Source organism: Enterobacter sp. 50793107 (genome assembly GCF_001463365.1).
Lineage (GTDB): Bacteria > Pseudomonadota > Gammaproteobacteria > Enterobacterales > Enterobacteriaceae > Enterobacter > Enterobacter cloacae.
The window spans coordinates 77,166-98,399 of the sequence record NZ_LNII01000021.1 but is presented as its reverse complement, the minus strand read 5'-3'; the positions used below and the strand labels follow the sequence as shown (position 1 = coordinate 98,399).

The 21,234-nt window shown below is 53.0% G+C and carries 17 protein-coding genes; 9 read left to right on the top strand and 8 right to left on the bottom strand.

The window, feature by feature from the left end; all coding sequences use genetic code 11:
* The 4 genes from APU11_RS04290 to APU11_RS04275 all read left to right on the top strand — a co-directional run.
* Positions 1-773: DUF6694 family lipoprotein (locus APU11_RS04290; RefSeq protein WP_060578326.1), on the top strand; the 773-nt coding region annotated here is incomplete at its 5' end.
* 324 nt (positions 774-1,097) lie between these two features.
* Entirely contained in the window at positions 1,098-2,216 is a 1,119-nt protein-coding gene (gene asd / locus APU11_RS04285; protein ID WP_058650370.1) for an aspartate-semialdehyde dehydrogenase, read from the top strand.
* A 210-nt stretch (positions 2,217-2,426) separates the two neighbouring features.
* Positions 2,427-5,009, top strand: coding sequence for an EAL domain-containing protein (locus APU11_RS04280; RefSeq protein WP_060578325.1), 2,583 nt, complete (start codon positions 2,427-2,429; stop codon positions 5,007-5,009).
* A gap of 200 nt (positions 5,010-5,209) precedes the next feature.
* Positions 5,210-6,418 (top strand): MFS transporter, encoded by a 1,209-nt coding sequence (locus APU11_RS04275; RefSeq protein ID WP_038980498.1) that lies wholly within the window; start codon positions 5,210-5,212, stop codon positions 6,416-6,418.
* A gap of 39 nt (positions 6,419-6,457) precedes the next feature.
* Here the strand turns inward: APU11_RS04275 and APU11_RS04270 are convergent, their stop codons facing one another.
* Positions 6,458-7,447, bottom strand: a complete 990-nt coding sequence (locus APU11_RS04270; protein ID WP_013096773.1) for a 2-hydroxyacid dehydrogenase — start codon at positions 7,445-7,447, stop codon at positions 6,458-6,460.
* 316 nt (positions 7,448-7,763) lie between these two features.
* Between APU11_RS04270 and APU11_RS04265 the strand changes: the two genes are divergently transcribed.
* The 4 genes from APU11_RS04265 (at position 7,764) to APU11_RS04250 (ending at position 11,455) form a co-directional block, all read left to right on the top strand.
* Complete coding sequence (locus APU11_RS04265) at positions 7,764-8,087, top strand: hypothetical protein (RefSeq protein WP_045901071.1); 324 nt, start codon at positions 7,764-7,766, stop codon at positions 8,085-8,087.
* A gap of 215 nt (positions 8,088-8,302) precedes the next feature.
* Positions 8,303-10,942: a YdbH family protein gene (locus APU11_RS04260; RefSeq protein WP_058650368.1), complete on the top strand. Its 2,640-nt coding sequence runs from the start codon at positions 8,303-8,305 to the stop codon at positions 10,940-10,942.
* Positions 10,939-11,130, top strand: coding sequence for a YnbE family lipoprotein (locus APU11_RS04255; RefSeq protein WP_020688201.1), 192 nt, complete (start codon positions 10,939-10,941; stop codon positions 11,128-11,130). Before APU11_RS04260 ends, APU11_RS04255 begins: the two co-directional genes overlap by 4 nt.
* A 7-nt stretch (positions 11,131-11,137) precedes the next feature.
* Positions 11,138-11,455 carry a YdbL family protein gene (locus APU11_RS04250; protein ID WP_028028066.1) on the top strand — a complete coding sequence of 106 codons (318 nt, stop codon included), beginning with the start codon at positions 11,138-11,140 and terminating at the stop codon, positions 11,453-11,455.
* Here APU11_RS04250 and feaR read toward each other — a convergent pair whose 3' ends face one another.
* Entirely contained in the window at positions 11,456-12,364 is a 909-nt protein-coding gene (feaR, locus tag APU11_RS04245; RefSeq protein WP_029882835.1) for a transcriptional regulator FeaR, read from the bottom strand. It lies immediately after the preceding gene.
* A 241-nt stretch (positions 12,365-12,605) separates the two neighbouring features.
* Between feaR and APU11_RS04240 the strand changes: the two genes are divergently transcribed.
* Positions 12,606-14,105, top strand: a complete 1,500-nt coding sequence (locus APU11_RS04240) for an aldehyde dehydrogenase family protein (RefSeq protein ID WP_058650367.1) — start codon at positions 12,606-12,608, stop codon at positions 14,103-14,105.
* Positions 14,106-14,199: 94 nt separating this feature from the next.
* Here the strand turns inward: APU11_RS04240 and APU11_RS04235 are convergent, their stop codons facing one another.
* The 6 genes from APU11_RS04235 to APU11_RS04210 all read right to left on the bottom strand — a co-directional run bounded on the left by APU11_RS04235 (position 14,200) and on the right by APU11_RS04210 (position 21,215).
* The gene (locus APU11_RS04235; RefSeq protein WP_038980508.1) at positions 14,200-15,306 is read right to left on the bottom strand and encodes a GGDEF domain-containing protein; all 1,107 of its coding nucleotides are present in this window, start codon (positions 15,304-15,306) and stop codon (positions 14,200-14,202) included.
* Positions 15,307-15,379: 73 nt separating this feature from the next.
* Entirely contained in the window at positions 15,380-17,353 is a 1,974-nt protein-coding gene (locus tag APU11_RS04230; RefSeq protein WP_029882838.1) for an alkyl sulfatase dimerization domain-containing protein, read from the bottom strand.
* Positions 17,354-17,519: 166 nt separating this feature from the next.
* Complete coding sequence (tynA, locus tag APU11_RS04225) at positions 17,520-19,796, bottom strand: primary-amine oxidase (RefSeq protein ID WP_058650366.1); 2,277 nt, start codon at positions 19,794-19,796, stop codon at positions 17,520-17,522.
* A gap of 156 nt (positions 19,797-19,952) precedes the next feature.
* Complete coding sequence (locus tag APU11_RS04220) at positions 19,953-20,348, bottom strand: hypothetical protein (RefSeq protein ID WP_048972402.1); 396 nt, start codon at positions 20,346-20,348, stop codon at positions 19,953-19,955.
* Positions 20,326-20,730 carry a polymorphic toxin type 44 domain-containing protein gene (locus tag APU11_RS04215; RefSeq protein ID WP_072036484.1) on the bottom strand — a complete coding sequence of 135 codons (405 nt, stop codon included), beginning with the start codon at positions 20,728-20,730 and terminating at the stop codon, positions 20,326-20,328. The genes APU11_RS04220 and APU11_RS04215 overlap by 23 nt, the downstream gene beginning before the upstream one ends.
* 2 nt (positions 20,731-20,732) lie before the next feature.
* Positions 20,733-21,215, bottom strand: coding sequence for an Hcp family type VI secretion system effector (locus APU11_RS04210; protein ID WP_013096763.1), 483 nt, complete (start codon positions 21,213-21,215; stop codon positions 20,733-20,735).
* Positions 21,216-21,234 lie beyond the last annotated feature (19 nt).

Genomic DNA, 21,234 nt, shown 5'->3' with positions numbered 1-21,234 from the left:
TACTCGGCGGGTGCGATAAACCCAAAATTGATTCTTCAACTGATGCTGCAATGAAATCCTCGATAGCCAAAGTCAGAGATTCACTTCCGGAAAATAAACGGGAGGAATTCGATAACGCCTTAAAGGTTGTGGCATTCAGTAACATCAATATGGCTGACCTGATGCGTTCCACTTCAAATAATGATAACGAAGAGATAAGCAAAAAGATGCGCGAAAGCCTGTCTGGTAAGACGGGTGAAGAAATAATCTCTTACGCACAGCAAGTCACTGCTGAGAGAGAGATGAAGTTAAAAGAAAAGATGACTCAGGAAATCAAAGCGCTGGAACAGAAAAAAGCTGACGCCGACGTGGCTAAAAAAGAGTTAATGAAAATCCAGGTTTTATCATCCAGATTTACCATGGAGCCTGAGCAAGACGGTAAGCCACAACCCGTAATTAGACTGGTTGTTAAAAATAATACTGATACCGTTATCTCCAGAGCGTACCTGCACGGAGTGATGGCAAGCGAGGGATACTCAGTACCATGGCTGGTAAGTAATTTTTTCTATGATATTCCTGAGGGGCTTAAGCCAAATGAAGAAGCCACATGGGCTATTGCCCCCCCTAAGAATTCTGAATGGGGTGTACTTTATGCCCCAAAAGACGCTGTTTTGACTGTGACACTCGTAAGAGTGGACGGTACTGATAATCAGATGTTGTATGATGCAACAATTTTCACTGAGGAAGATAACAGCAGGCTTGAAGAGTTGAAGAGAAAAATCTCTGATCTTTAAAGACTAACCGACCCGCCAACCGGCGGGTTTTTTATGCGTTGAGGAAAGGTGGCGTTGCAAACGGCGCATCGGTGTGGGCATCGGCTTCGCTGATAACTATGACTTTATGTTTCCGAGGGGCATAAAATCGTTTTAAACAGCCTAATTAAAGATATCTATTTTTTTTGACTTGAACACAAACACAATATTCATCAGTTTCGCTAACCCCTTATTAAACATTCTTATTATTGCAAAAACGAGTAAAATAAAGAATGACGCGCGGGATTTAACGGGTTATAAACTTTACCTCTCTTAACACTTTTGTAACGTCATTGAGGTAAACCCGTGAAGCAGGTTGGCATTGTTGGTTGGCGCGGTATGGTTGGGTCAGTATTGCTGCAACGCATGGTCGAAGAAAATGATTTTAATGATATTGCAGCCAGTTTTTTTAGTACGTCTTCTGTTGGGGCACCTGGGCCTGTCATTAATGGTGTCCGTTCGGTACTTAAAGATGCGTATTCCCTGGATGCGCTGGCGGAAATGGATATCATCATTACCTGCCAGGGCGGTGAATATACAAAATCGATGTATCAATCATTAATTGATCATGGTTGGGAAGGTTACTGGATCGATGCCGCATCAGCGCTGCGAATGGACGAAAGAGCCTGTATCATCCTGGATCCTGTGAACCGTGAAAATATCGATGATTCCATCAAAAAGGGCGGTAAACTTTTTGTAGGCGGAAACTGTTCAATCACCTTAAGCCTGATGGGGCTCGCCGGTTTGATCAAGGCCGATCTCATTGAATGGATGAGCGTGATGACCTATCAGTCAGCTTCGGGGGCGGGTGCAAAGCATGTCCGCGAGTTGATCGCCCAAAGTGCATTTGTCACCCGAAATTTAACCCCCGATGAGCTGGAAAACGCAGGCTCGGTGCTTCCTCTGGTCAATAAAGTCAGCGAACTGATTAACAGCAGTGACTTGCCTGTTGAGAATTTTGGCGCGCCGCTGATGGGGAGCATCATTCCCTGGATTGATAGCGACCTGGGAGATGGCAATAGCCGCGAAGAGTGGAAGGGTGAAGCAGAAACAAATAAAATCCTTGGCCTGAAAAAAGGCACCATCCCGGTTAATGGTCTGTGCATTCGTGTTGGTGTAATCAGGTGCCATAGTGCGGCCATTACAATGAAACTCAAACGCGAAGTGGATGAAGTTGAATTTGCTAAAAGGGTAAGTGACGCTCATCCCTGGGTAAAATACGTCCCTAATAATAAAGAGGCCAGCGTCAGCCAGCTTACTCCCGCACATATTAGCGGCACGCTTAAGGTTGGCGTAGGGCGTTATAAAAAAATGGCGCTAAATAATGAACCTGTTTATTCGGTATTGACCGTTGGGGATCAACTATTATGGGGGGCAGCGGAACCATTACGCCGCATGCTTAATATTTTGCTTAACAGAATATAATGGGTTTAGACCTGTTATTCATTATTAGCTGAAAACAGAACCGGGCGGGCAGTCCGGTTTTTTATGCGCGTTAATGCGGAATAATTTGATCTGGGTTAAAAAAATAAACAATGTTTTGCTTAAGGAGGCTTCGCTATAAAAATTTGTGTTTTTTTGCCGATAACTGTGGATAGCACAAAAATGACGTAATAGCAGTTAAGAAGGCGAAGAATGACCATACCTCAGAAGACCCCTGGCTTTACGGATAGCGAGCATTCTAAAGGACTGATAAATAAAACGTTTACCTATATTGTTACCTTGTTGATAGGTATTTTTATCGCAGCGATAGTGTCATTGCTGATCATTAAAAACAATGTTAATAAAATCAGCGATAAACATGACGAGTTTTTGTTAAGGCAAGCATTAGACGCCCGCCAGGAAAACATGCGCAGCCATTTGAAAGACAATGCTGAGTGGGGAGATGCTTACAAACATCTTCATCAAAAAACTGACCTGAACTGGGCATGGGATAAGCAGAATCTGGGCAAGTCTCTGTATGATAACTTTGGCTACGAAGGCGTGTTTGTGCTGTCCCCGGAGGAAACCACCCGTTACAGCGTGCTTGACGGGAAACTGAAGCACGAAGAGCTGGAACGCTGGTTAGATCAATCCACCATAGACCATTTACTCAGTGAGACGGGCAGTAAAAATGGACTGCCGGTCTCCATGCTCACGCTTATCCATTCCGTCCCCGCCATAGTTTCTGCGGCATGGATAACGACGGGAGATGATACCAGCGTGCAGCCGTTGCCCGGTAAGCCATCAACCATGTTGTTTATCGACACCTTAACGGCTAAGAAACTGCTTGCGATTGGGCACGATGCAGGGATCGAAAACGTCCGCGCGGTCTCTTCTGACGCCCTTGTTGAGACAGACAGTCTGACAGCATTAACGTTACGTACCCAGAATGGCCCAGTCCACATTGTCTGGGACACAGAAAACCCTGGCCAGGCATTGATCATTTATTTTTTACCCTTGCTCATTCTGTCTGTCCTTCTGACCCTCGTGCTGACGGTGATCCTGATGCGTCATATTTTGCATAAGGCAAAAATTCATGACGAAAATATCTTTCTCCTTGAGCAGGCTCGGTTAAATCTGATTACCAGTGAAAAACGCTTCAGGGATGTCAGTGAAACAACCAGTGACTGGTTCTGGGAAACGGATTTATCGTTAACGATCACCTGGCTATCAGGGCGTTTTACGACTGTCACGGGCTATGACGAGAGTCAATGGCTGGGACGCAAGCTGGATGCGCTTTTTCCTTCGACAAACGGTTTATTAAATACGTGCGTCAGGCGGCGTGAGTTATCGGGGCGCTTTGAATTTAAGAACTGCCCGTACACTAACGCTCAACGGTCAACCTCGTACTGCACACTTCTGGCAAAATTCTCTGCTCAGCCTGATGGCACGGTGGTTTTACGGGGGGCGGCATCGGATGTTTCTCTGGAAGTGGAAGCCACCAAACGTGTTGAATTTCTGTCACGCCATGACGAATTAACGGGCCTTCCCAACCGGTATCATATTAAGGAGTTCCTCACAGGACAGTTGGCTAAAGAGGATATCCACAATTCTCCCTTTGCCATGATTTGCCTTGATTTGGACAAGTTTAAACCCGTGAATGATATTTTCGGCCACTCAACGGGCGATGCCCTGCTTGGCGAGGTTGCCTTACGGCTTAAACAATGTGTTCGTCGCGGTGATTTTGTCGCACGACAGGGCGGGGACGAATTTATGCTGCTTCTCGACAACACCCGGCACCTGGACCACATAGAAGAAGTGTGTTATCGCATCGTGCAAGAACTCAACCGCCCGTTCACCATTGATGGCAATGATGTGACCATCGGCGTCAGCATGGGCATTGCTCTGGCTCCCCAGGACAGTACCAGTGCAAACGACCTTTTACGCTATGCTGATATTGCGCTTTATCAGGCTAAACAATCCGGTCGAAACCGATGGGTCTATTATCGTCAGGATATGTCGGAAAAGCTGACCGAGCGCAGAAAGCTGGAATTAGCGCTGAAGACCGCAATTCGGGAAGACCAGCTCTATCTGGTTTATCAGCCGCGTTATAACCTCAGACATTCACGCATCGACGCCGTAGAAGCCCTGGTTCGCTGGCAGCATCCTGAACGCGGAAACATGATGCCCGATAAGTTTATTCCACTCGCTGAAGAAACGGGGCTCATCATCAACCTCAGCAACTGGGTCATTCGTAAGGCCTGTACAGAGACGCATGAAAAACTGCCGGGGCTTTCGGTTTCAGTCAATATTTCAGCCATTGAATTCCAGGCAAGCGATCTCGCCGAAAGAATAAAAGCTATTCTTGATGAAACCGGGCTTGAGCCTACCCGGCTGGAAATAGAGGTGACTGAAAATGTCACGCTCTCTAATCCAGAGAAAACGTTGCAGACCATGATGGCCCTGAAAAAAATGGGGGTGCGTATTCTGATTGATGATTTCGGTACCGGCTATGCCTCTCTGAGCTATCTGCGGAAGTTCCAGTTTGATGGCTTAAAGCTCGATAAAAGCTTTATTTTTTCTTTAGGGGATTCGACACAGAACCAGTCGGTGGTCGAGAAGATCATCGATCTGGGTAAAGCCTATTCCATGGAGGTCACCGCAGAAGGTGTCGAAACCGTAGAACAATTGTCGTTCCTGAAGAAAAATAAGTGTGACGAAGTCCAGGGATATTTACTCGGCAAACCGGCGGCGATTGCAGATTTAAATCTAAAAACCAACCACGTAATTTATTAAGGGTACATGCTGCTTGCCTGGGCCTGCTGATCCGGTAGGCCGGGTAAGCGCAGCGTTACCCGGCGTGCCTATAATCAAATCGCGTAGTTTTCGCTCTGACGTCTGGCTGATAAACTCGGCTCAACGTTTTGATTTCCGGGCGAACTTGAGATTCAGGCCGCCGCTAACCGAGCCAGCCATCCCGACAAAAGGCAGGAAGTATGTCTCTTCGTTCACTGCGGGCGTTGTGCCTGACGAGTTTTTTTATCGCTGACGTCCGTGACGGTCTCGGTCCTTTTCTCGGTATCTTCCTGACGCAGCGGCACTGGACGCCGGATGACATCGGCTTGCTGATGACCGCCGGAGGTCTGGCAGGACTTCTGGCCACGCTGCCGGCGGGGTTCATCACCGACACCACCAAAAACAAACGTTCCGTTCTGGCGCTGCTCTGTTTACTGATCACCCTGAGTACGCTGCTGCTCTGGTTTAGCCAGCAGAGTGGCGTTGTCGCGCTCTCGCAAATTGTCACCGGGATCTGCGCGGCGTTCGTGGGGCCACTTATCACCGGGATCACTCTGGGGCTGACGGGGCAGAGCGGGTTTAGCGCGCAGATGGGCAAAAATGAGGCGTTCAATCACGGTGGGAATTTCCTCACGGCACTGATCGCCGGGGGCATTGCGTGGTACTGGGGCATTGGGGGCATCTTCCTGCTGATGACCTGTACAACGCTGTTAACGCTCTGTTCGCTGCTGGCGATACGCAACAAGGATATCGACAACGAGGCGGCGCGTGGCCTGAACGCGTCAGAACATCAGCCGGTGCCGGGTTTTGCGGTACTGATGAAAAACAGAGCCCTGTTCGTGACCGGGCTGACGCTGCTGTTGTTCCATCTGGCGAATGCGGCCCTGTTGCCGATGCTCAGCATGCGGGTCGCTGCCGCACCGGCCAGCGTTAATCCCGGCGTGTTTGCTGCGGCGACGGTGATTATTTCGCAGGCGGTGATGATCCCGGTGGCTATCCTGGCCTCCAGGCGAATCGAACGCGATGGTTACTGGCGTTTAATCATGCTGGCGCTGTTAATCATGCCGGTACGCGCGGCGCTGGCTGCGTCTACCGATGCACCGTTTATGATGATCCCGGTACAAATTCTTGATGGTCTTGCCGCCGGGATCCTGGGCGTGGTGGTGCCGTCATTTATCGTGGTGCTTTTGCGTGGGAGCGGGCACGTTAATGCCGGGCAGAGCGTGGTCATGCTGATGCAGGGGGTTGGCGCATCGATGAGCCCTGCGTTAACCGGGACGATCGCCGGACACTACTCTTTTGCGACGGCCTTCAGTGTGCTGAGCGCCATTGCCCTGGCGGCGGTCCTGCTCTGGTGGCGTTTCCCGAACCGGACCGGGCAGACCGATAACGCCCCGGACGGGGCGTAGCGTATGTGCCGGGCGCAACCGCCACCCGGCATGCCAGGCTTAGACTATCTCGTTAGGACACGCTTCGCCGTTTTCCAGTTGCTGTAAATTCCCCAGCGTGGTTTCGGAAATGCTGATCAGCGCCTCTGCGGTCAGGAACGCCTGGTGCCCGGTAAACAGTACGTTATGGCAGGCTGACAGGCGACGGAACACGTCGTCCTGAATGACGTCGTTAGACTTGTCTTCAAAGAACAGATCGCGTTCGTTCTCATACACGTCCATCCCCAGCGCGCCAATTTTCTGGGTTTTCAGCGCTTCAATTGCCGCCTGAGAGTCAATCAGCCCGCCGCGGCTGGTGTTAATGATCATCACGCCGTCTTTCATCTGCTCAAACGCGGTCTGATTCAACAGGTGGTAGTTTTCCGGTGTGAGCGGGCAGTGCAGGGAGATCACGTCAGACTGGGAGAACAGGGTCGGGAGATCGACATATTCCACGCCCAGCTCCAGCGCGGCGGCGCTTGGGTACGGGTCAAACGCCAGCAGGCGCATACCAAAGCCTTTCAGAATGCGCAGGGCGGCCACGCCGATTTTACCGGTACCGATCACGCCTGCGGTTTTACCGTACATGGTAAAGCCGGTCAGTCCTTCCAGCGAGAAGTTCGCATCTCGGGTACGCTGATAAGCGCGGTGAATACGACGGTTCAGGGACATCATCATACCCACAGCATGTTCCGCGACCGCTTCCGGGGAGTAGGCCGGAACGCGAACCACCTTCAGCCCCAGCTCTTTCGCCGCATCAAGATCGACGTTATTGAAACCCGCGCAGCGCAGGGCGATATACTTTACGCCGTGCTTTTTCAGCTCTTCCAGTACCGGACGACTACCGTCATCGTTCACGAAGATGCAGACGCCTTCACAGCCGTGCGCCGTTTTAGCGGTTTTTTCGGTCAGCAGAAAGTCGAAAAATTCAAGATCGAACCCGTAAGCCTCGTTAACATGTTGCAGATACTTTTTGTCGTACTGCTTTGTGCTATATACCGCGAGTTTCATAAGACTTTCTCCAGTGATTTTACATCCACGTTAGCATGATTAAAATAATCTTACAATTTATAAAATATTATTTAAATCAATAAGTTCTATCAATTATTTTAGAACATGTGAGGTTGCTAACTCCATGATATTCTTACTCCCGGACGTTACTAGGGTAAATGTAGCCAGGGACAACCAAAGGAAAAATACATGGAGTTTGGCACTGCACACGATCGGGTCTTATGGATAAAGGATGGCAACAGGCTTCTAAAACAGCAATAACCCGTTGCAGTATGACAGGTTGGCAGATGTATCAGATAGCAGAAGGGAATTGATTATGTCGCAAGAATTTGAGTTGCCATTAACCCCACCCGTTTGGCCTGCCTTATGCTATTTCATTGTATCAATAGTCGTTTTCCTGTTGCTGTATGTGGGGAAGCTGAAGGTGAATGGACTTGGTAAATACCCACTGTTCATTGTTTATACGTTGTTCGTGATCGGCATGGCCGCAGTACAAATAAACATCTTTGCGAATGGTTATGAGTTTGTGCACGGATTTTTACGTATCGATTTTGATCCTTATCGGTATGACTCGGTCTACTGGGGTTCGCTGATTTTCTCGCTCCTGTATTTGCTGGCTCTGCCACGTAACCGCTACTAACAGGGTTCACTTACTCTGAAATTTTGTCTCGCCTGATGCGTAACCTCTTGAATCTCATTTGACTTCTTCAGGTTGCGCAAAATGAAAAATTTCCCCCAGCGGGGCAGTGCATCTATCCTTATATCGGGCATTTACTTCAACTCACTTGCTAAACATGCGACAATGATCGGCACTGTCGGCTTAATTCTCTCGCTAAATCAGGATATTAACTGCCCATGAAGGGTAAATACAAAGCCGCGATTGCGCTCTTATTGCTGTTGATTTTATTGCCGCTGACGCTGCTGATGACGCTCGCCCAGTGGGTACCGACCCTCGCGGGTATCTGGTTGCCTGTCGGTACACGTATCGCCTTTGAGGAAAGCCCCAAACTGACCCGTCACGCGCTGGTGATCCCCAATCTGCGCTATCTGGTTGAGGATTGCGAGATTGCCAGGGTTGAAAACGCCACGCTGTCGCACCCCAGCCGCTGGAATCTGGATATTGGTGCGCTTGAACTTAACACGGTGTGCCTCAGTAAAATTCCCCAGTCAGCCCCCTCAACCGTTGCGCCAAAAACCCTGGCACAGTGGCAGTCGGTGCTGCCTAATACCTGGCTCACTATCCGCCGTCTTACCCTGTCTCCCTGGCAACAGTGGGAAGGGGAACTGCATGCCTCACTGACGCCTGCGGTACAGGCGGTGACCTACAACGGCGAGCAGGTCAGTTTCAAAGGGCAGTTACGCGGCCAGACTCTCTCGGTCAGTCAGCTTGATGTACAACTCCCCGGCCAGGTGCCGCCCGTAAAGCTGGTGGGTGAGTTTACCCTGCCGCTGGTGCCGGATGGCGTGCCGGTGAAAGGCCATGCGGTCGCGACTTTTAACGTGCCACAGCTCACCTCGCTGGTCGATGCCGATCTGGACTGGGAGGAGAATCAGGGGCAACTGCTGGTGATGGCGCGGGATAACCCCGATCCGCTGCTCGATTTACCGTGGCAGATCACGGCACAACAGCTGAATATCAGCGACGGGCGCTGGAACTGGAACCTGTCCGGCATGCCGATGAGCGGCCGCGTGGGTCTCAGGGTGGATAACTGGCAGCAGGGGCTGGAAAAAGCCACCTTCACCGGACGCCTCAACGTTCTGACTCAGGGCGATGCCGGGAAAGGTAACGCCGTGCTGAATCTCGGGCCGGGCAGGCTCAGCCTGGAAAACAGCGACATGCCGCTTCACCTGAGCGGCGAGGCCAAACAGGACGATCTGGTGCTTTACGCCAGACTCCCGGCCAGACTGACCGGCAGCCTGAACGATCCGCAGCTTGCCTTTGAGCCGGGTGCGCTGCTGCGTTCGCGCGGGCGCATTATTGATTCGCTGGATATCGACGAAATTCGCTGGCCGCTGGCGGGCGTGAAGCTCACGCAAAAGGGCGTGGATGGTCGTCTGCAGGCGATTCTGCGCGCCCATGAGAACGAGATGGGGGATTTTGAACTCCACCTGGACGGCCAGGCCAACGACTTTTTACCCGATAACGGCCTCTGGCAGTGGCGTTACTGGGGCAAAGGTGGCTTTACGCCAATGAACGCGCGCTGGGATGTGGCCGGAAAAGGCGAATGGCGCGACAAACTCATCGAGCTGACCGCGCTCTCAACCGGCTTTGACAAGCTGCAGTACGGCACCATGGAAGTCAGTAAACCGCGTCTGGTACTGGATAAACCGGTACGCTGGGTTCGTGACCCTGTCACGCCGACATTTAGCGGTGCGCTGTCGCTCAATGCCGGAGAGACCCGTTTTGCGGGCGGCAGCGTGTTGCCCCCGTCGGTGCTGACCTTCAGCGTTGACGGAACAGACCCGACGATATTCCAGTTTAAAGGCGATCTGCATGCCGAGGCCATCGGCCCGGTGCAGGTCAACGGTCGCTGGGACGGGGAACGCCTTCGCGGTCAGGCCTGGTGGCCAAAACAATCCCTTACCGTGTTCCAGCCACTGATCCCGCCAGACTGGAAAATGACGCTGCGCGACGGTGAGCTTTATGCGCAGGTGGCCTTCTCTGCCGCTGCCGATCAGGGCTTTGAGGCTGGCGGCCACGGTGTACTGAAATCCGGTAGCGCCTGGATGCCAGACAACCAGATCAACGGTGTGGATTTTGTGCTGCCGTTCCGTTTTAGCGAGGGTACCTGGTCGTTGGGCACGCGCGGCCCCGTCACGCTGCGCATTGGCGAAGTGGAAAACCTGGTGACCGCGCGCAACATCACCGCAGACCTGCAGGGTGACTATCCGTGGAGCGAGGAAAACCCGCTGCTGCTGACCAACGTCAAGGTGGAGACCCTCGGCGGGAAAATCACCATGCAGCAGCTCAGAATGCCGCAGCATGACCCGGCGCTGCTGCGCGTGGACAATATCTCCTCCAGCGAGCTGATCAGCGCCATTAATCCTAAGCAGTTTGCCCTGTCTGGCCCGATAAGCGGGGCGCTACCGTTCTGGCTGGACAATGAAAAATGGATCATTAAAGATGGCTGGCTAACCAACCCGGGGCCGATGACGCTGCGTATTGATAAAGACACCGCTGATGCCATCGTTAACGATAATATGGTTGCAGGGGCAGCGATTAACTGGCTCCGCTATATGGAAATTTCACAGTCGTGGACAAGACTCAATTTAGATAATCTGGGTGAATTAACCATGCAGGCGACCCTCAAAGGCACCAGCCGGGTTGATGGCAAAAGCAGTTCCGTAAATCTTAACTACACCCATGACGAGAACGTCTTTACTCTCTGGCGTAGCCTGCGCTTTGGAGACAATCTACAAACCTGGTTTGAGCAACACGCGGCGCTACCTGGTATCCGCAGTTCGACTGGCAAGGAAAGTGAGGAACAACAATGAAAATGAGGGCTGGTGTACTCACCGTCGCCGTTGCCGCGCTCTTGACCGGCTGTACGCCGCGCATTGAAGTCGCTGCGCCGAAGGAGCCGATCACCATCAATATGAACGTCAAAATCGAACATGAGATCCACATTAAAGTTGATAAAGACGTTGAAACCCTGCTGAAATCGCGCAGCGATCTATTCTGAGGACGCCATGAAACGATTAGCTCTGATGTTACTGGCGCTGGGCATGAACGTGCAGGCGGCAACCCTGACCTTAAACGAGGCCCGGGCGCAGGGGCGTGTCGGGGAAACCCTGAGCGGGTATCTTGCCCCGGTGAAACAAGACCCCGAAACGCTGGCGCTGGTGAGCCGCATCAACGCGGCGCGTACGGAAAGCTACCAGAAGCTGGCGGACAGCAATAACCTGCCGGTTGATGAAGTGGCGAAGATGGCCGGGCAAAAGCTGGTGGCCCGCGCGCAGCCGGGAGAATACGTGAAGGGCATTAACGGAAAATGGCTGAAGAAGTAATCAGCGAAAGCGCTTGCGGTACTCGCCCGGTGAGACGCCAAAACGCTGCTTAAACGCCGTTGAAAAATGGCTATGGTCGGCAAACCCCCAGCTGTAGCCAATTCCCGCCAGCTTTTCCTCGTCGCTGGCGGAGCGCAACACCTGCGCGCACAGATCCAGCCGACGATTTTTGATGTACTGCGCTACCACCAGCCCCTTATCGGCAAACATGCGGTACAGGCTGCGCACCGACATGCCGCTCTCTGCGGCAATCCATTCCGGACGCAGGGATTCCGACTGAATATGGTCATCAATCAGCGACAGAACGTTCCTGAACTGGCGCTCCTTACGCGGCTGCACCGCATCGCGCTGCTGAAACGCCGGGCGGAGCAGGCAGATCATCGCTTCCAGCGCGGCTTCGCTCTCCCGGTCGCTCAGGTTGGCATTTCCCATGCTCTCCAGTAGCAGGCGATGGCTTAGCTGTACGGTTGGCAACGAGCGGGAGAGCGCGAGGGCGCAGCTTACCTCCTGAAAACGACACTGCTGCTCAATAATCTGACGGGGAACCAGCAGGGAAATCTGACGGGATTTTTGCTGCCAGTTGATGGAGCAGGGACGAGCGGCATCAAGAAGCGTAATATCGCCGGCGTTCAGCACCGCGCGGCGATCGTCCTGCTCAATCTGCGCGCTGCCTTCAAGCTGGAACACGGTATAAAACCAGGCATCATTGCTCTGAGCGATCTCCTGACGGGAGCGGAACAGGTTAACCCCGCCTGCGGTGACGGTGCTTAACTTCAGGCTTCGGGCGTAGCTGGTTTCCAGCTCGCCGAAGAATTCCCCCTCTAAAGGACGCGCGTTAAAGCGCCCGCAGACATGGTTAATTTGCGCCAGCCACTGCTGATACCGTTCCTGTTCGCTTACACATGCCATCGTTTATCTCGCTGCGCCATCAATGTTTTCACATTGTTGCATTTGTGTTGCGTTTTGTCAGAGCCATGAGGCTGACTATAGGAAAGAACACTCACCGGTAACAGCGTTATAAGGCGGAATTATCACGAATTGCGGCACCTGTCACAGGTGGCAAAGCGAATGTCACACAGACAAAAGCGGGAATGCGAAAGGCCTCTTAGACTGCAGTAACACCCTGCGAATAATAACGAAGGAGTACCCTATGTCTGAATCACAGGTCGCCATCCAGCCAGGCGTACAGCAGTTTCTGGACCGACATCACGGGCTGTGGATTGAGGGGCGGCAGGCCGCGTCGGAGAGTGAAAAACGGTTGAATATTTATAACCCGGCCACCGGGGAGGTTATCGCCTCTACGGCAGATGCCAGCATCGATGATGTCGACCGCGCGGTGATGTCCGGCTGGCGAGCCTTTGTCGCCCGCACCTGGGCCGGGAAATTACCGGCAGAGCGCGAGCGCATCCTGCTGCGCTTTGCCGACCTGGTGGAGCAGCACAGCGAGGAGCTGGCCCAGATTGAAACGCTGGAGCAGGGGAAATCCATCAATATTTCCCGTCTCTTTGAAGTGGGTTGCACCCTGAACTGGATGCGCTATACCGCCGGGTTGACCACCAAAATAACCGGCAAAACGCTCGATCTCTCCATTCCCTTGCCGCAAGGCGCACGCTATCAGGCGTGGACGCGTAAAGAGCCGGTGGGCGTGGTGGCCGGGATTGTGCCGTGGAACTTCCCGCTGATGATCGGCATGTGGAAGGTGATGCCTGCGCTGGCAGCGGGTTGCTCTATCGTCATTAAGCCGTCAGAAACCACGCCGTTGACCATGCTGCGGGTGGCGGAACTGGCGAGCGAAGCCGGTATCCCTGACGGTGTGTTTAACGTGGTGACCGGAAGCGGCGCGGTGTGCGGTGCAGCGCTGACCTCGCATCCGCATATTGCCAAAGTGAGCTTCACCGGCTCCACGGCGACGGGGAAACAGATTGCCCGCGCGGCGGCGGACACGCTGACCGGCGTGACGCTGGAGCTGGGCGGCAAAAACCCGGCCATCGTGCTGAAAGACGCCGATCCGGCGTGGGTGATTGAGGGGCTGATGACCGGCAGCTTCCTTAATCAGGGCCAGGTCTGCGCCGCGAGCTCGCGTATCTATATAGAAGCGCCGCTTTTTGACACGCTGGTCAGCGGGTTTGAGCAGGCGGTGAAATCCCTGAGCGTGGGGCCGGGCATGTCGCCGGAGGCGTTTATCAACCCGCTGGTGTCCCGCGCTCACTGCGACAAGGTGCAGACCTTCCTGGATGAAGCAAAATCGCGCAATGCAGAGCTGATCACCGGTAACCGTGGCCCGGACGGAAAAGGGTATTACATCTCGCCGACGCTGGTGGTCAACCCGGATCCGGGACTCCGGCTGACCCGCGAAGAGGTATTCGGCCCGGTGGTCAACCTGGTACGCGTAGCCGATGGCGAAGAGGCGCTAACCCTTGCCAACGATACCGAATATGGCCTGACCGCCAGCGTCTGGACGCAGAATATCAGTAAGGCGCTGGAGTATACCGACAGATTGCAGGCGGGCACCGTCTGGGTGAACAGCCATACGCTGATTGACGCCAACCTGCCGTTCGGCGGCATGAAGCAATCCGGCACCGGACGCGACTTCGGCCCGGACTGGCTGGACGGCTGGTGTGAAACCAAATCGGTGTGCGTGCGCTATTAAAAACAAGCCGGGTGGCGCTGCGCTTACCCGGCCTACGGGATCGAGGAACAGGTCGGTTTTGTAGGTCGGGTAAGGCGTAGCCGCCACCCGACATTTACAACGACCACCGATCCCGCCCGGCCTCTTTCGCGCGGTACAGCGCCGCATCGGCGCGGGCGATCAGTTCCGGGCCCGCCAGGCCCGGTGCAATTCCTGCAATCCCCATGCTGACGGTCACATGCTCACTCACTTTGGATGCACCGTGCGGTATCGCCGCCGCGCGCAGGCCGTCCTGAATGCGGCGGGCAACCTGCTGTGCAACGTTCTCCGGGCAATTAAACAGGATCACCACAAATTCTTCTCCGCCGTAGCGTGACACCACATCGTCCGGGGTGCGCACGGCCTGCTTCAGCACCTGCGCCACGCGTGTCAGACAGTCGTCACCGGCCTGATGTCCGTAGGTATCGTTGTAAAGCTTGAAATAATCGATATCCAGCATGATCAGCGAGAAGGCTTTATTCTGCTCAACGGCATTCTCCAGCACCACTTCCATCATCCGGCGATTGGCGGTTTTGGTGAGGGGATCCTGGTGCGCCAGCGCATCGAGCCTGGAGATTAACAGCTGGTTTTGCTGATTCCGCCGCCAGGCCTCGTCAAACCAGCTTAACAGGATAAACCGCCCGCAAAGCATAATCAGCGTGAATACGCTCCAGATGGTGACAAAGCGAAGATTAAGGCCATCATTCAGCACCCAGCTGGCGATCGGCAGGGTGAGCCAGAGCGGGAGCACAAACGAGAGTAATCCCTCCGGGTAAAAATAGAGCGCCGTCAAACCGGAGAGCAATAAAATCACGCACAGCGGCCAGACGTGGGGAAGGTGCAGGGCGGTAATGAACCAGTAACTGCACATCGACCAGAAGGCACTGCAGACAAACAGCACTACGCTTATCCCGGCGATGCGGCGCCAGGCCATCAGGATTAATGCAGCGGACAGTATAATAATGCCCAGCATCGAGGCATCGACAATCCGGGTCAGGTGTTGTGAACCGGGGTACAGCACCGCGCTGTTTTCCAGCAGGATGTGGCGCAGCAGGATCATCAGGGCAAAGCTGACGTTTACAAAGGCCAGCCAGGGCAGGTTCATCGCCAGCCCGTGATGCACCATGGCCTGACGTGTAGGCCAGGTGGCTCGTTCGGGGGGGAGGTTTTTTCTTTTTTCCATTTATGATGTTTACCCCGTCCAGGGAGAAAGAGAAATAAAAGCGGGCGGGTAAACCGCCCGTAAATCCGCGATGTTACGGCGTCACAATATTAAACCAGAAATCAAATTTATCCATGTAGCCAAGCATGGCATCAAGTTTGGCACTGTCGCCGCTGATTTTGACATCGCCACTGTCCTGCGCCTGTTTCAGCGTGATCTCTTTGAGGATGATTTTGTTAAGCGTGTCCCGGTTCAGCGTGAGCGTCGCATCGGCGTCTTTCGCTTCGGCATTGGCCGTGTGATTCAACACGCCGTTTTCCAGCTCAAGCTTATATTTACCGCCATCGCTGCCAAGATCGATATTAAATACCGATTTTGCGTCCCCGGCTTTTTGACCATTAATATGCACGGCCAGATAGTCGAAGAACATTTCCGGCGTCATCGCCCGAACGGTATCAGGGCTTGCCGTGTTTGGCGTTGGGCCTTTCACGACGCCGTTACGCAGCTCCTGCGCACCGGTCAGGTAGAAGTTACGCCACGGCCCGGATTCAGCCTGGTAGCCGAGCTGCTCCAGCGCATCCGCTTCCAGGTTACGCGCGGCCTGGTTGTTCGGATCGGCAAAGACCACTTTACTGACCACCTGTGCCACCCAGCGGTAGTTGCCCTGGTCGTAGTCGGTTTTAGCTTTGCTCAGAATGGCGTCAGCGCCCCCCATGTACTCCACGAATTTTTTCGCGGCATCAACAGGAGGAAGCTCATCAAGCGTTGCCGGGTTGCCGTCAAACCAGCCCAGATAAAGGACATAGGTGGCTTTTACGTCGTGACTGACTGAACCATAGTAGCCCCGGTTAGCCCAGGTATGGGCCAGCGAGTCAGGGAGCGTGAAATTCGCGGCAATTTCATCGCGCGTCAGACCTTCGTTCGCCATGCGCAGCGTCTGATCGTTGATGTAACGGTAAAGATCGCGCTGGCTCTTCAGCAGCTTGACCACATTATCGTTGCCCCAGGTTGGCCAGTGGTGCTGTGCCATGATGATCTCTGCTTTGTCACCCCAGCGGACAATTGCCTGGTTGATATACTTCGACCAGGGCAGCGGCTCACGGATTTTTGCGCCGCGCAGCGAATAGGTATTATGCAGCGTGTGAGTGACATCCTCGGCAGATTCAATGACCTTTTTCTCTTCGATATACCAGAGCATCTCTGAAGGCGCTTCTGAGCCCGGTGCCAGCATAAAATCATAGGTCAGCCCGTCGATAACCTCTTTCTGACCATCTTTCTCAATGATGTTGGTCGGTGCGATCAGGGTAACGGTACCGGCAGAGGTCGTGGTACCCAGCCCCGCACCCACCTGTCCTTTGGCATCGGGTTTCAGCAGGTTGCCGTACATGTAACTGGCGCGACGGCTCATGACGTTGCCCGCCATGATATTTTCAGCCACAGCGGCTTCCATAAACCCGGACGGGGCATAGACTTTCACTTTTCCGGATTTCACGTCAGCTTCATCCACCACGCCGCGAACGCCGCCGTAATGATCCACATGGCTGTGGGTATAGATGATGGCGACCACCGGCTTTTTACCCCGGTTTTTGTAATACAGATCCATGCCGACTTTTGCGGTTTCTGCTGATACCAGCGGATCGACCACGGTAATTCCTTCTTTACCTTCGATAATCGTCATATTCGACAGATCGAGGTTGCGGATCTGATATACCCCGTCGGTCACTTCGAACAGACCACTGATATTAATCAGCTGAGATTGACGCCATAAACTGGGATTAACGGAATCCGGTGCTTTATCACCCTCTTTAATAAAGGCGTACTGTTGCGGATCCCAGATAACATTCCCTTGCTCCCCTTTGATAATCTCCTGCGGCAGTGGGGCAATAAACCCTTTATGTGCATTGGTGAAGTCGGTGTTATCGGAGAAAGGAAGTTGGTTGAAAAGGGCATTATTCGCCTGTTGCGTCGCCGCGGTCGCGTCCTTTGGGGCTTCGGCGGAATAAGAGGGACTGACGGAAACGAGAAGCCCAGCCAGAGCAAGACTTCTGACAATCAAATTCAATTTCATCTAAAACCTCTCAGAGAAAGTACTACGTTACGGTGATTAAACGTCGTGTCCTGGCTGAAAATGTTTGAAAAGATGTCATTAGAATGAGTGGTTAAATAACTATAATCAGGCTGAGAGATTCGGCAAATAAATGAATAAAAAACCGGGCATTACGCCCGGTCGGTGATTATTTCTGTTCGTCTTTTTTTCTGCCAAGCGTTGGCGTTTCGTCAAAGAAGTTCCACGGTTTAAGCAACGTATGCACCCATTCCGTTGGCATTATGGGCCACTCTTCCGCGCGGGCAACGTGCGTGGTTCCGGTGGTCATCCAGACCACATCGTCCTGATTAGTGAGTGACTCATTGTCTTTGCTGTACTGACCCAGCCCCGTATCGTGCGTGGAGCGGTTCGGGAATTTCCCTTCCGGGTACATTTCGTCAGGATGGTAACGCGTCACCCACAGCTGTTTATCCATAAAGCTCAGGCGATGGTAGATCCACTCGTCCGGTGCAAACTTCGCGCCCGTGGCTACCGGGTGCGTGCCACCCGCGTAAGGGATGATCTGGTACGAGACCGGGTTCCCCATACGGTTCTCTTTGCGGGTGTTGCTCAGCAGGCGAATGGTACCCGGATCGAATTTCTGCGCCGCCTGCTGTTCGCTATCGATATCGTACTGATTGACCTGCATGGTACTGGTACGCGGGCCGCCAGCCGTGTTCGGTTTCACCTGCGGATCCATCGCCACCAGTTTGTTGTTGATGCCATCCACATCCATATCGAGACGGAAGTTATAGATGTGCTGGTGGGTGGTACCGACGATGTTGTGATCGATTAAGGTGCCGTATCGGGTGTCGTCTTTGGCGCTGGCGTCATGCATCGTTTTGGCCTGCACGCCTTTCACGGCTTCAATCCCGGTGGCTCCGGCATCAATGCCGATGGTGCCGTTTTCGTGGAATACCCAGTCGAAGATGTAATCGTAGTTGCCAACGGTGCTTACCCAGCGCACCACCAGCTCGCGGCGTTCGGTGCTGACGTTTGGTTTGCCCATCTCCTGATGCTTATATTCAGGCCCGGCGTAGCGCTCGAAAATGGCGATGGCACGTGGGATCTCCATCGGCGTACCGGTGTAATCCGGGATGGTTTCATTGAGCATCACGGCGTTGGACGGCGCATCTTTGCCGCGCACCAGCGGGGAGGTCAGGGTGCCCATGCCGTAGTCGCCCGAATCGAGATAGGCTTTAAAGTACCAGCCCACATCCGGATCGCCGTAAGGGACGATCATCCCGCCCAGGGAGCCCTGATACATGACCTGGCGTTTCTTACCGTTGTCGTTGTACGTGACGGTCGAGATCATCGGCCCCACGCGGGAGTCCAGACTCAGGTGGAAATCCCAGTTCTGCCAGTGCACCATGTCGCCGGTAATGGTGTAGTTCTTGCCTTCCGGTTCGATGATCTCAAGCGGTTTTTTCGGCGTTTCGATGCGGTCACGGCCATCATACGGACGCGGAGTCATGGGCACCGGAACAACCGCGCCCTCTTCAATTTTCTGGATCTTCTTCTGTTCGAGATCAACCACCGCCACCAGATTCTCAATCGGGTGTGCCCAGTAGTTACCGTCGCCCACATCCAGATAGCTCACCACCTTCAGCAGACGGTCTTCCTGCTTCAGGCCGTCTTTGCCGTCAAAATAGCCGACGGTCAGCGGGGTCGTGATCACGTTCTTCGTATCGCTGATGCCGCGTTTTTTCAGCACCTCAGCAAATTCCGGGCTCTCGTTGATGATTTGCTGCACGGTGGCGAAATCATCCAGCAGCACCATGCCGTGCGCATCCTTTACGGCCTCCCAGCGCAGGATTTTCTTATCCTTCAGATCCACACGACTTTCGATGACGTGTTTGCCGTCCAGCATGGTGATATTCGCCTGACGCGGGGCATCCACCGCCGTTCCGTTCAGCACAAAGTCCCACACTTTGGCTTTCTCGGGCTCGGCCAGGGCAATCTGGGTGAAGCGGGTGTTCGGTTTAAACTCCTTTGAGGCTTTGACGATCGCCACGGCTTGCTTAATCTCATCCGCCGTTAATGCATTAAGCGGATGGGGGCGTTTCTCAACCTGGAACGTCTGGTCGAGGCCGGACTGGAAGACATCATTGATAAAGGTGTCCGAGATAAAGGCCTTGTTGTCTTTCATCACCACCGGCACCGACAGCGCAAGGGGTTTGCCATTAACGATGGCGGTGTTAGCGCCTGGCTTAACCTTTACGAACGCACCGTCTTTCGCAATGGTGAACATCTGTGCGTAATCATCCCATTGTACCTCTGCGCCAAAATCTGCCAGCGTTTTGTCCATTGGGACCATATGCGCCTCACTGCCGTGAGCGAAAACGGGAGATTGCCAGGCACAGCAGAGCGCAACGGCCAGAGCCAGTGCCGTTCTACGGGCAGAAAATGAAGAATTGCTTCTCATCGTAGACCTCATCTTGTTGTGTTTATTGTGTTGTGAGTCTTATCCTGACAGGCGCGTGAAAAAAGCGTTTGCCTGCATCTGCCAGGTTATTTGTCAGTCTTGCCAGGTTAAAAAAGTGCGGGGATAAATCACATCCCCGGTAAATAGCGTTGATGATCAGTAGGGTGATCTATCGAGATGTATATGTACGTCGTACCCAACCGTGTTGAACGAGTAAACATTGCCACGAACTTGGAGATAAATTTCACCGTCTTTTACGGTCGCGGTGGCTTTATCATCATTGGTGACCATAACAGGCTTAATGTCCTTAATATGAGACATAAACGCTTCGGGGCTTTTTCTCGCATCATAGAGATAAAAGTGAAACGTATCTTTGGATAATGAACTTGCCTCTACCCGCGTGATATACAAATTTAATTGCTCATTAACCCTCATTTTTCCCTGCAGGTTTTCATACACGGTGAAAAGATCGCGAAAAGGGTACAAGATGAAGCCCAGGAGAATGACAACCATCACCCCGACTCGCCAGTTAAAAACCCGACCGTCGCGCATAATCTATTCCTGCTCTTATCCATAATTGGTCAACCGGGTCATCACCATATGCAAAGGCATCCTGGTATTTGGCAAATTCTACCGGATCGCTTGTTCCAGCAAGGATCTGCGCAGCACCTGCACCCCTAAGTAACACACCATCAGGTATGCCCGCTGCCGCGCCCACGGCACCGAAATGGAAATTTCCAAAGTTGGCATACTGGGCACGGCCTTGCTTAAAATCCCATGGACCATGGTTTCTCACCATTTGATAAAACCATACGTAAGTCATCAATGAGGCACCGCCATGAAATCGGGCTATTACCATATGGCTTACAACATCAACCCCTGGTGGTGAAAAAGAAGAGATATCGTACGGCGTGGAATATAAAGGAGTACGCATAATTAACGCTCTGCCCAGCTATCTGCGAAACGCAAATTACCGTCGCAATACGTCCAGGTAATCTTGTCGTAGCGCAGCTCCACAACTTCAAGATGATTGTGTTTTTCTTTCGTTTGATCCTTCGTGTCATGCATTAAGGGCGTAACGGAAACGACGCGAATATTATCGAGATGCATATTGTAATATTCCACTTCCTGTCCGGCATCGTTTATGCGATACCATTTGAATTCCGCCGTTTTTAGTGTTTGCCCAGTCGCAACAGCTTTCATCAGATAAGGGGAAGAGGAATCAATCTCCTTTTGAAAAACGATGGGGGCATGGTTACGTTTACCGGTGATTTTTCCCGTTAAAGCATCTGTTGGCAGCCGGAGGTTATGCGTAAAGCCAGTAACTTCTATGCTCCCTTCACGATCATGAACATCTACCGAGCCGGTGATTTTTGCACCGCCGTCGTCAGTTAAGAAAAGATATACAGGAATTGCCATAGTCTACTCATCATCCATG